The following is a 10,506-nucleotide window of genomic DNA, read 5'->3' on the forward strand; positions in this document are numbered from 1 at the left end:
GGGCCCCGACATGGCCAAGAACACGTACGAGCTCGGGCTCGGGCTGACCGGGGAACACCGGGCCCTCGCCGACTCGGTCCGCGCATTCGCCGAACGCACCATCACCTCCGATCACGTCCGGTCCGCGGTCGAGTCCACGAGCGAGGACAAGTTCCCGCCGTTCTGGGATGCACTCGTGAGCCAGGACCTGCTGGGACTGCACATCCCCGAGGACAAGGGCGGTCACGGCGCCGGGCTCCTCACGTTGGCGGTGGCGCTCGAAGCGCTGGGGTGGACGGCCGCTCCGGGCCCGTTCGTCCCGACCGCGCTGTCCGCCGCCCTCGTGGCGGCCGCGGATTCCAAGGTCGGCATCGAACTGATGCCCGGTCTCCTCGACGGATCACACACCGCCGCAGTCGCGTTGGGCCGACCACTCGACGCGTCGGCGCGCGAGGGCGGATACCGCGTCACCGGTGTCGCGGACGCCGTTCTCGGCGGTGAACACGCCGACATTGTGCTACTCCCGATCACCGTCGGCGACGACGTCCGCTGGGCCGTCGTCGATTCCGCGGACGTCACCGTCACGGTGCAGGACAGCATCGACGTGGTCCGCGGTTCGGCACGGATCGCCGCCGACGCCGTCCAGGTGGGCGCCGACCGGATCCTCGACGGGTTGAGCGAGCAGCGCGTCCGGTCCGTCGCCACCGTCGTCCTCGGTGCCGAGGCGATCGGCGTGATGTCGTGGTGCGTGTCCACCGCATCCGAGTACGCGAAGACGCGGGTGCAGTTCGGGCGTCCGATCGGCCAGTTCCAGGGCGTCAAGCACAAATGCGCCCACATGGGCATCGCCCTGGAGAAGGCGCGCGCCGTCTTATGGGATGCCGCCTCCGCCCTCGACAACGGCGACGACACCGCCGATTTCGCCGCGGACATCGCCGCCGTCGTCGTTCCCGATGCCGCGGTGCAGTGCGCACAGGACTGCATCCAGGTCCACGGCGGCATCGGATTCACCTGGGAGCACGACGCGCACCTGTACTACCGCCGGGCGCTGGCCATCCGGGGGCTCCTCGGCACCCGCGAGGAGCGGGCCACTCGGGTGGCCGACCAGTCCCTCGCAGGCACCGCCCGCACCTCCGAACTGGAACTGCCCGGCGATGCCGAAGCGATCCGCACCGAGGTGCGGGTGGAACTCGCCCCGCTGGTCGACCTCGCCGAGGACGACCAGCTGATCGCCCTCGGCGACGGCGGCTGGGTGCAGCCACACCTGCCGAAACCGTACGGGCGCAGCGCGTCCCCGCTCGAGCAGATCGTCATCGCCCAGGAGATCAAGGCAGCCGGCATCCCGATGCCGCAGCTGCTGATGGGCGGCTGGGCGGTGCAGGCCGTCGTCGCCCACGGCACGGACGCGCAGAAGCGGGATCTCGCCGTTCCCACGCTGCGCGGAGATCTGGTGTGGTGCCAGCTGTTCAGCGAACCGGGGGCCGGTTCCGACCTGGCGTCGCTGACGACGAAGGCCGAGAAGGTCGACGGCGGCTGGACGGTGTCCGGCCAGAAGATCTGGACCACGGTGGCACAGTTCTCCGACTGGGCGATGCTGATCGCCCGCACCGACCCGTCCAAGCCGAAACACGAGGGCATCACGTACTTCGTGCTGGACATGTCGACGCCGGGGGTCACCGTCCGGCCGCTGCGCGAGATGACCGGGTCGGCCCTGTTCAACGAGGTCTTCCTCGACGGCGTGTTCATCCCGGACGAGAACGTGGTCGGGACCGTGAACGACGGCTGGAACGTGGCCCGCACGACCCTCGCGGGCGAGCGGGTGGCCCTGAGCCAGAAAATGGAGGCCTACGCCACCGACAAGGATCTGCTGCAGTTCGCCCGCGGCCGGGACCTCGGCCCGCTGGCACGTTTCCGCGTCGGCGAACTGGTGGCCGAGAGCCAGGCAATCGATCTGATCGGCTCACGGATCGTGCTGAAGCAACTGTCGGGGGCGGACGTGAGCACCACGTCGAGCGTCGGGAAGCTGCTGGGCATGGGGCTCGGACAGTCGATCGCCGAATTCGTCGTCGCCGAACTGGGGGCGGCGGGCGCCGTGAGCATTCCCGGGGAGCCGAGCGACAAGGCGATGGAGCAGTTGATCGCCGGCCGCGCCACCACCATCTACGGCGGCACCACCGAGGTGCAGCTCAACGTGATCGGGGAACGCATGCTCGGACTGCCCCGCGACGCGCAGGGGATGTCGTGACCGGCGGACCGCTGAGCGGGCTGACCGTCGTCGAGATCGCGAGCCTCGCGCCCGCCCCGTTCGGGTGCATGATCCTCGCCGACCTCGGCGCGGACGTGATCCGCGTCGAGCGGGCCGGCGACGGCGGCACCGGGCTGATGGCGCCGTCCGGTGTGCTCGACCGCGGACGACGGTCGATCGCCGCGAACCTGCGGACTCCGGAGGGCCTCGAGGCCGTTCTGACACTCGTCGAAGGCGCCGACATCCTCGTCGAAGGCTTCCGTCCCGGCGTCACGGAACGCTTGGGCATCGGCCCCGACGACTGCCTGTCCCGCAACCCCGGTCTGATCTACGGGCGCATGACCGGCTGGGGCCAGGACGGACCCCTCGCACCGCGGGCCGGGCACGACATCAACTACATCGCGCTCGCGGGCGCGCTCGAACCCATCGGGCGCGCCGGCGAGCGGCCGGTGCCGCCACTGAACCTGTTGGGCGACTTCGGCGGTGGCGGCCTGATGTTGACGATGGGAATCCTGGCCGCGCTGCACGAGCGTTCCCGGTCGGGCCGCGGACAGGTGGTGGACGCGTCGATGGTCGACGGCGCGGCGCTGCTGACGGCGTTCGTCCACGGCATGAACGCCGCCGGGCTGTGGCAGGAGGGTCGCGGGCAGAACGTCCTCGACGGGGCCGCCGCGTTCTACGACACCTACGAGTGCGCCGACGGTCTGCACGTGGCGGTCGGGTGCGTCGAACCGCACTTCTACGGTGAACTCCTCGACGTGCTGGGGTTGAGCAGCGAGGAACTGCCGTTGCAGTACGACCTCGATACGGCGCCGGAACTGAAGAAGCGCCTCGCCGAGGTGTTCGCGACCCGACCGCGGGACGAATGGGCGGCACTCTTCGCCGATTCCGACGCGTGCGTGTCGCCCGTCCTCTCGCCGTGGGAGGCGCACGAGCACCCCCACAACAAGGAGCGGGAGACGTTCGTCGAGGTGGGTGGCATCCGCCAGCCCGCACCGGCACCGCGCTTCAGCCGCACCCCGGCGCCCGTTCCCCGGCCGGCCCCGCGGCCCGGGCAGGACACCGATGCGATCCTCGCGCAGGCCGGTTACGACGCGGCGGGCATCGAGCACCTGCGCTCGGCGGGTGCCGTCGAGTAGGTGACGGGGACCTATCCGCGATCGGCGTCCGGCGGGAAGCCACCGGTCGCGATGGGTCCCCACTCCTCGATGGTGATCCGGATCAGGCTCTTGTTCTGCTTCCGCATGGCGTCCCGGTACTCGTCCCAGTCGGGATGCTCGCCGGAGATGCCGCGGAAGTACTCCACCAGCGGCTCGAGTGCGTCGGGCATATCCAGTACCTCGGCCGTGCCGTCGATCTGCACGTAGGCGCCGTTGAACTCGTCGGAGAGCACGCACACGTTCACGGCGGAATCGTGTCGCACGTTCGCGGCCTTGGCGCGCTGCGGGTAGGTGGAGACGACGATCCGGCCTTCCGAGTCGAGTCCCGACGTGACCGGGGAGATCTGCAAACCGCCGGAGCGCTTCCGGGTGATCAGCACGCTGCGATGGCGCGGACGGACGAACTCGAGCAACTCTTCCCGCGTGACACGGTCTGCGGTGGCGATGGCCATGGTGCACCTCTCCTCTGCTGCGTTGGTTCTCTCCGGTTCACCATAGGCTCCACCGCAGTCCTCAGACGTCTGAGGACTGTGCTAGCGTCGCCGAATGGCCGGACGTCACACCCTCCGCAGCGGACCGCTGGTTCCCCAGCTCGAGGAAGTCCTCACCGCGTGGATCCGCGAAGGCCGGTGGACGCTCGGCAGTCGCATCCCCAGCGAGGCCGAACTGGCCACCGAACTCGGCGTCGGCCGCTCCTCCGTGCGCGAGGCCGTCCGGCTGCTCGCCCGCGACGGCCTGCTCGACGTGCGGCACGGCGTCGGCACGTTCGTCGCCGGGCCACCCACGGGCGGTGCGGGACTCGAGAAGCTGCTGCGCCGCGCCCGTCTGCTCGAGGTGTACGAGGTGCGGCGCGCCCTCGAGATCGAGGCCGCCCGGCTCGCCGCGGAACGTGCACGCCCCGAGGATCTTCGGCGACTGCGAGAGCAGCTGTCGGCCCGGCACGACAGCACCACCGAGTCGACCGCCGTGTTCGTCGCGGCCGACCTCGACTTCCACGCCGCGATCCTGGAGATCGCCGGCAACTCGATCCTGTCCGCCCTGTTCGATTCGATCCGGCCGCTCCTCGTCGACGCGCTCGCCGAACTCGTCGACCACGAACCCGGCAGACCCGACACCAGCTGCGCACACGACGACCTGGTTCGCGCGCTGGAAGCAGGCGATGCCGAGGCGGCCGTCGCCGCCACCGCCGCCAACCTCGATCCGACCATGTCGATTCTGCGGAAAGGCGAACATCAGTGACCACCCCGAACTCGGTCGTCAGCACCGACCACGTCGACCTCGTGCGGAGCGGACGGTATCTGCTCAGCGACATCACCCTCCGCATCGAACGCGGACAGCACTGGGTGCTGCTCGGCGCGAACGGTGCGGGCAAGAGCACGCTGCTGAGCATGCTCGGCGCTTTCGCGCACCCGACCCACGGCACCGTCCACGTCCTCGGCCATCAGCTGGGGCGAGTCGACATGCGCGAGTTGCGCGCCCACATCGGGCACGTGAACCCGCGACACCGGATCGACGCGCCGCTGACCGTGCGCGACGTCGTGCTCACCGGCCTCACCAACACACCCGAGTTCGTGCCGAGGTGGTCACCGACCGCCGGCCAGGTCGCCCGGGCCGACGAGCTCATCGCTTCCCTCGGCATGCAGAAGCATGCGGATGCCCTGTGGCCCAACCTGTCCCAGGGCGAACGCGGACGGGCCCTGATCGCGCGGGCCCTCATGGCCGAGCCGCAACTCCTCCTGCTCGACGAGCCCGCCACCGGCCTGGATCTGGCTGCGCGAGAACAACTCCTCACCGCACTCGACGAACTGCGCGAAACGTACCCGAGCCTCGCCAGCATCCTCGTCACCCACCACCTCGAGGAAATCCCCACCACCACCACCCACGCCGTCCTCATCCGCGACGGCCGGGTGATCGCACAGGGCCCCGTCGCGGACGTTCTCACCACCGAGCACATCAGCGAATGCTTCGACCACCCGATCGAGATCACCCGGCAACGCGGCCGGTGGGTCGCGCAGACGCGGGTGCCCGAGGCGGTCGGATAGCCGCCGACGCGGTGCACACTGGTGGGTATGGCACGAGGCGACCACCCTCAGCGCACCCCGTTCTACGGTGTGGTGCTCATCGTCGTCGCACTGGCGGCGGCGATGATCGCGAACCGCACCGCACCCGTCTGGGTGCAGGTACCGGTCTACATCCTGGCCGTGCTCGCCGCAATGGCCGGCTTCGTCATGACGTTCCGCGACCTGTCGTGAGTGGGTAGCCGGCGCATCAGTTGCCGACCCCGAGGCGCGGCCTGTGGAGGACGAGTTTGGTGGTGCGGGCGGTATAGGCGGCCGGGGCGTCGTCCCAGTCGGCGAGCATGGTGGTGACATGCTCGGCGGGAAACCCGGTGCGGGAGACGAAGTCGAGGAGTTCGGGCAGGACGGGCCGGACGTGGGAGACGCCGATCTTCAAGATGGCGTCGTTGGCGTACATGTGCATCAGCGGAACCTTGGTGCCCCGCGGCAGGTAGTACCCGACGGGTGTGCAGATCCCTCCGGGTTCGAGCGCGCGCAACCCGATGTCGACGCCGGCGGCGGTCGACGACGCTTCCACGGTGACGTCGTAGCGGCGCCCGGGAATGTCCGAGGCCCGGAGTGCACCCTTGTGTGTCACGGGATGGACTCGTGCTCCGAGCTTTTCGGCGATCTCGAGGCGTTCCGGCCGTGAGTCGACGTAGTCGACCACCTCCGCGCCGTGCGCGACGGCAAGACCGGCGGCATAGAGGCCGATGCTCTGCCCGGCGCCCCCGAGGACGAGGACGGAGCCGCCGGGCTGCCGGGTGAGGGGTGGGACGATGCAGCGCCAGGCGTCGGCGAGGTTGTCACTGGCCGCGGCGACACGGAGCGGGTCGATATCGCCGGGAACACGGACGAGCATGTGGTCCGCATACGGGATGCGGAGCCGGTCGGCGACCATGCCACCCCACGTGCCACTGGCCGGCCCGAACCCGAACGCGGCCAGCGTGCTGGTGCGGGTGCTCGCACATTTCGCGGTGAGGCCTCGGCGGCATTCGCGACAGCTGCCGCACGAGACCGCCCAGGGCACCACTACGATATCGCCGCGTTGTACATCGCTGACGGCAGATCCGGTGTCGACGACCTCCGCGATGCATTCGTGTCCGATCGCGAACGGCCCCTGGAACGGGACCGGTCCGCAGATGCAGCCGACAACTGGGTCGATGAGCCCGGTGCGCAGCCCAACTTGCATGGCGCGGGAGACCCGGCGGTGAACGGGCAGGGTGTCGCCGTCGCAGCGGCCCGCGACGAACGGACGCACGATCGCGTCGGTGGGGTCCTGCAGGCACGGTTCGGGGCGATCGCGCCATTCCAGGTGTCCGGCGCGGAGAAAGGTCAGTTCCCGCATCAGCCGCGCTGCTCCCGAGCCAGGGCGGCCAGTTCACTGAAGCGGACGACGTGCCCGGCCGCACCCCAGGTTCCTTCGGGTTCCTCGTGGACGAGAACCCACACACGCAGTCCGTCACTCTCGCCCAGCCCGGCCGCCGACAGCACGTCCGCGGGCACCTCGGTGATCAAACCCTGCCTGCGTCGGTCGGACAGTGCGCCGGCAGGCACCGTGACGTCCACCCGGACCCGCGGGAGGTCGTCGTCCAGCTGGATCATCGGCATATCGGACTCCGTTCGTCGCACACACCAACACTATGACGACTGTCATAATCGCAGGACGGTACGCTATGACAGTCGTCATGAGCAAGGGAGAGATGCGGGAATGACCGAAACGGGTCCGGGAGCGCGGGAACGAATGGTGGCCGGTGCGGCCGACATGATCCGCCGCCGTGGGCTGAATGCCACCAGTATGCGGGAACTGGCCAAGCACGCCGGAACACCGTTCGGGTCGACCTACCACTACTTCCCCGGCGGCAAGTCCCAACTCGCCGTCGAGGCCGTGCAGTTCGCCGACGCACTCGCGGCGCGCAAGCTGGCCAAGGAACTCTCTGCCGGACCGGTCGCCGGCCTGCGGGGCTTCGTCGACATGTGGCGGGCAGTGCTGGTGGACAGCGAATTTCGGGCAGGATGTCCGGTACTGGGTGTGTCCGTGCAAGACCCCGCCGACGACGACGCAGCACCCCTACAGGCCGCCGCCGCCGCATTCGGGAACTGGACGGCGCTGCTCACCGAGTCGCTGCGCGCGCACGGCGCCTCCGACACCGCTGCCGAACAGACCGCCACCCTGATCGTGGCCGCCATCGAAGGCACCGTGGCCATGTGCCGCGCCGAACGCAGCACCCGCTCGCTCGACCAGGCCACCGCCAGGCTCGAGTTCCTCATCCGCGCCGTCACCGATTAGTGCGCGCCTTCGTCCGCCCCACAGCCGCACGGACATTGGCCGGATTCCCGCGCAATTGCCTGTGATTCCAGCAAATCCGTCCGCAAACAGCGCGGGAGCCGCTACGACCTCACCTGCTCACACGAGCCGACGGGATGCGCGGCCAGCAACTCCTTCGCGCGGCTGCGTGCCGCGTTGTACTCGTACCACTCCGACTCTCCCCTGACCTGCCGGTCGAGTCGGTACAGGGCGCACGACCGTTCCGGTTCGGGCAGCCGATCGAGAGCGGGGACGGCGTCGACGGACAACGAACCGAGGTAGCTCACGTCGATCCGCCCGGTCTCGGTGAACCGCTCCACGTTCTTCCTGGCCACGTACGCGTCCGGATCGAGCGCGGCGAGGAGGAGCACCCCACCCACCGCGGAGGCCAGGACGGCACGCGGCAACCACCGCCCCGACAACCGCACGCCTGCAGCGATCAGCAACACGAACACCAACCCCAGCCACAGTTCCGTCACCAAGACCGTCACCCGCAACCGCGTGTACCCGTACTGGTTCTCGTACAGCGACATCCGGTGGATCGCCGAGGCCACGACGACGAGCGTCAACACGCAGAGCAGTCCGAGCAGCACCCGCACGAGGACGCGATCCACCACCTCCACTCGCGCCGCCTTCCGGACCGCGACGGCGATCACCACCAGTGTCAGCGCGGTCACCGCCAGCAACTGCCAGAATCCCTGTCGCGCATACTCGGCATACGTCAGGTCTGCCGTGGTCAGCACGTGCGTGCTGCCACCGAACAGCACCGTCAACTGCACCGCGACGAATCCGAGGAACAACAGATCCAGCAGTGCCAGCGGAAACGCCCACTCCCACCGGGCAACCGGGCGCCCCGGCCTGGGTGCGAGTGCATCGACCCGGGGCGTTCGCCTCAGCAGGTACGCGGCCCCCAGGGTGCCCCCGCACACCAGGACGCCGAGCACGAACCGTCCGAACGGATTCGACACGTGGACGGTCGGCACGGCCCTCCCGAGCAAGGCGGCGAAACCCGCGTCCGCGCCGGCGAACAGCGATCCGAAGACCAGGAGCAGCACGGCCGTCACGGCCGCGACACCGAGAGCCCGGCCCACGGGCACCGTCCCGGTCGAACGCCACCGCCTCGCGCCTCGACGGGTCCACCGCGCGACCCGCAGCGGCGTGAACCACAGCGCGAACGACCCGGCTGCCAACCCCGTCCACGTGCGTCCGCCGACGAGGGCGAACGATCCGACCACCCAGCTCAGCGCCACACAGACCGCGGCCAGCCACCCGGCACCGCGCACGCTGAGCACCGCCAGCAGGGCGAGGGCGCCGACGAGTGCGACGGATTGCGCAGCCGTCGGCATCGTCCTGCGTGTCGCGAACACCGCGACCGCCACCGCGGCGCCGGTGACGACGTAGCCGAGACCGACCACCGTGACCTGCAGCGTCAGCGCCGCGACCACGCCTGCTGCCAACGCCGCGAGAACGATCGGGCGTGGAGCCATCGCCGTCCGGTCGCGGCGCCAGGCACGTCTCGGCCAGAAGTCGCCCGACGTGGGTGTGGCGGGTTGTGGGGGTGCGATGGTCATGGTTCCCTCCCTGGTTGTCGCTGCCGGATGAAGGCAGGCGTCATCGCGGGACGTCGCGTCCCGGTTGTGGATCGGTACTCGGGCGGCGGGCAGACTCACCCGGATGCAGCCTTCGGCCGTGTCGACGACCTCGATGCGGCCGTCGTGGAGATCGACCGCCCAGCGGGCGATGGCGAGGCCGAGGCCGGTCCCACCGTCAGTGGAGCCGCCGCGGGTGAACCTCTCGAACACCCGCGACCGCTCGCCTGGCGCGATACCGGGGCCGTCGTCCTCCACCTCGATGATCACGCCATCGGCGTCACCTTGAACGATCGCAGCGGATCGAGAGGTCGGGGCATCCTGTCCAGGATCCGGCCCGCGCTCACCGCTGCACGTCCAGGGCGTAGCCGACTCCGTGCACGGTCCGGATCAGGTCGCCGCCGAGTTTTCGGCGCAGCGCCTTGACGTGACTGTCGACGGTCCGGCTACCCGCCCGTCACCCCACCCCCGCACCTCCGCGAGGAGCGACTCCCGTGCGATCGCCGCGCGCGGTCGGGAGGCGAAATAGGCCAGAAGGTCGAATTCGGTTCGTGCCAGATGAATTTCGTCGGCGCCGCGCCGGACGCGACGCTCCACGAGGTCCACCTCGATGTCGCCGACGGACAGTCCGTCCCGCTCGGCCGGCACGGTCTCGGTGGCACGATCGGCCCGCCGCAGCAGCGCGTGCACCCGCGCCACCAGCACGCGCATGCTGAACGGCTTGCTCAGGTAGTCGTCGGCACCCACGCCGAGACCGATCAGCATGTCCGTTTCGTCGGCGCGCGCGGTGAGCATCAGCACCGGCACGGGCCGCGACGCCTGGACGCGCCGGCACACCTCGAGGCCGTCGAATCCCGGCAGCATCACGTCCAGTACCAGCACGTCGGGTGACGAGGCCTCACACTCCGCGACGGCGGAGGGACCGTCCGATGCCGTCACGACGTCGAAGCCTTCCGCACGCAACCGTGCCGCGACCGCGTCGCAGATCGTCGCCTCGTCGTCGACGACGAGCACTCTTCGCTGGCTCATTCCCCGACTGTATTGCGCGCACGTGCGGATCCCCGTCAGAGCTTATCAACTACCCGGTCCTGAAGGACGCGGGTTTGCTGCTCACGTTCTAACTGGCTGTTAGAGGGGTGGCTGCTTTAGGCACGGTTGATTGGGCGGC

Annotated in this window: 10 protein-coding genes and 2 pseudogenes; 6 read left to right on the forward strand and 6 right to left on the reverse strand. The window is 69.7% G+C overall.

Features of this window, described 5'->3' with window-relative positions; translation table 11 throughout:
- The first annotated feature begins 10 nt into the window (after nucleotides 1–10).
- Together ACFWAY_RS23560 and ACFWAY_RS23565 are read left to right on the forward strand one after the other, a co-directional pair.
- Complete coding sequence (locus ACFWAY_RS23560) at nucleotides 11–2,224, forward strand: acyl-CoA dehydrogenase (protein WP_378512367.1); 2,214 nt, start codon at nucleotides 11–13, stop codon at nucleotides 2,222–2,224.
- Entirely contained in the window at nucleotides 2,221–3,363 is a 1,143-nt protein-coding gene (locus ACFWAY_RS23565; RefSeq protein WP_378512368.1) for a CaiB/BaiF CoA transferase family protein, read from the forward strand. Before ACFWAY_RS23560 ends, ACFWAY_RS23565 begins: the two co-directional genes overlap by 4 nt.
- 11 nt (nucleotides 3,364–3,374) lie before the next feature.
- Here ACFWAY_RS23565 and ACFWAY_RS23570 read toward each other — a convergent pair whose 3' ends face one another.
- Complete coding sequence (locus ACFWAY_RS23570; RefSeq protein WP_378453229.1) at nucleotides 3,375–3,836, reverse strand: PPOX class F420-dependent oxidoreductase; 462 nt, start codon at nucleotides 3,834–3,836, stop codon at nucleotides 3,375–3,377.
- A 94-nt stretch (nucleotides 3,837–3,930) separates the two neighbouring features.
- Between ACFWAY_RS23570 and ACFWAY_RS23575 the strand changes: the two genes are divergently transcribed.
- Genes ACFWAY_RS23575 through ACFWAY_RS23585 form a run of 3 tightly spaced genes read left to right on the forward strand, consistent with a single transcriptional unit; the run spans nucleotide 3,931 to nucleotide 5,636 of the window.
- On the forward strand, nucleotides 3,931–4,623 hold the full coding sequence (locus ACFWAY_RS23575) for a FadR/GntR family transcriptional regulator (protein WP_378512369.1): 693 nt from the start codon (nucleotides 3,931–3,933) through the stop codon (nucleotides 4,621–4,623).
- Entirely contained in the window at nucleotides 4,620–5,426 is an 807-nt protein-coding gene (locus ACFWAY_RS23580; RefSeq protein ID WP_378453227.1) for an ABC transporter ATP-binding protein, read from the forward strand. The genes ACFWAY_RS23575 and ACFWAY_RS23580 overlap by 4 nt, the downstream gene beginning before the upstream one ends.
- Before the next feature lie 27 nt (nucleotides 5,427–5,453).
- A complete protein-coding gene (locus ACFWAY_RS23585) occupies nucleotides 5,454–5,636 on the forward strand; it encodes a hypothetical protein (protein WP_378453226.1) in 183 nt (60 codons plus the stop codon).
- Between the two features lie 16 nt (nucleotides 5,637–5,652).
- On the opposite strand, the gene ACFWAY_RS23590 is transcribed toward ACFWAY_RS23585, so the two are convergent.
- Nucleotides 5,653–6,789, reverse strand: coding sequence for a zinc-binding dehydrogenase (locus ACFWAY_RS23590; protein WP_378512370.1), 1,137 nt, complete (start codon nucleotides 6,787–6,789; stop codon nucleotides 5,653–5,655).
- A complete protein-coding gene (locus ACFWAY_RS23595; RefSeq protein WP_378512371.1) occupies nucleotides 6,789–7,052 on the reverse strand; it encodes a 4-oxalocrotonate tautomerase family protein in 264 nt (87 codons plus the stop codon). Before ACFWAY_RS23595 ends, ACFWAY_RS23590 begins: the two co-directional genes overlap by 1 nt.
- Before the next feature lie 100 nt (nucleotides 7,053–7,152).
- On the opposite strand from ACFWAY_RS23595, the gene ACFWAY_RS23600 reads away from it, so the two are divergent.
- A complete protein-coding gene (locus tag ACFWAY_RS23600; protein WP_378512372.1) occupies nucleotides 7,153–7,731 on the forward strand; it encodes a TetR/AcrR family transcriptional regulator in 579 nt (192 codons plus the stop codon).
- Between the two features lie 101 nt (nucleotides 7,732–7,832).
- Here ACFWAY_RS23600 and ACFWAY_RS23605 read toward each other — a convergent pair whose 3' ends face one another.
- The 3 genes and pseudogenes from ACFWAY_RS23605 to ACFWAY_RS23615 form a co-directional block, all read right to left on the reverse strand.
- Entirely contained in the window at nucleotides 7,833–9,320 is a 1,488-nt protein-coding gene (locus ACFWAY_RS23605; protein WP_378512374.1) for a DUF4153 domain-containing protein, read from the reverse strand.
- Nucleotides 9,321–9,407: 87 nt separating this feature from the next.
- Nucleotides 9,408–9,617, reverse strand: a pseudogene (locus tag ACFWAY_RS23610) (sensor histidine kinase); the annotation flags it as partial.
- A gap of 64 nt (nucleotides 9,618–9,681) precedes the next feature.
- Nucleotides 9,682–10,367: pseudogene (locus ACFWAY_RS23615) on the reverse strand (response regulator transcription factor).
- Between the last annotated feature and the right edge of the window lie 139 nt (nucleotides 10,368–10,506).

The organism is Rhodococcus sp. NPDC059968, from assembly GCF_042738615.1.
Taxonomy (GTDB): Bacteria; Actinomycetota; Actinomycetes; order Mycobacteriales; family Mycobacteriaceae; genus Rhodococcus_F.

Coding starts and splice junctions, on each gene's coding strand:
- ACFWAY_RS23560 (WP_378512367.1), top strand. CDS start 11: ATGGCCAAGAACACGTACGAGCTCGGGCTCGGGCTGACCGGGGAACAC.
- ACFWAY_RS23575 (WP_378512369.1), top strand. CDS start 3,931: ATGGCCGGACGTCACACCCTCCGCAGCGGACCGCTGGTTCCCCAGCTC.
- ACFWAY_RS23605 (WP_378512374.1), bottom strand. CDS start 9,320: ATGACCATCGCACCCCCACAACCCGCCACACCCACGTCGGGCGACTTC.
- ACFWAY_RS23590 (WP_378512370.1), bottom strand. CDS start 6,789: ATGCGGGAACTGACCTTTCTCCGCGCCGGACACCTGGAATGGCGCGAT.
- ACFWAY_RS23600 (WP_378512372.1), top strand. CDS start 7,153: ATGACCGAAACGGGTCCGGGAGCGCGGGAACGAATGGTGGCCGGTGCG.
- ACFWAY_RS23570 (WP_378453229.1), bottom strand. CDS start 3,836: ATGGCCATCGCCACCGCAGACCGTGTCACGCGGGAAGAGTTGCTCGAG.
- ACFWAY_RS23585 (WP_378453226.1), top strand. CDS start 5,454: ATGGCACGAGGCGACCACCCTCAGCGCACCCCGTTCTACGGTGTGGTG.
- ACFWAY_RS23595 (WP_378512371.1), bottom strand. CDS start 7,052: ATGCCGATGATCCAGCTGGACGACGACCTCCCGCGGGTCCGGGTGGAC.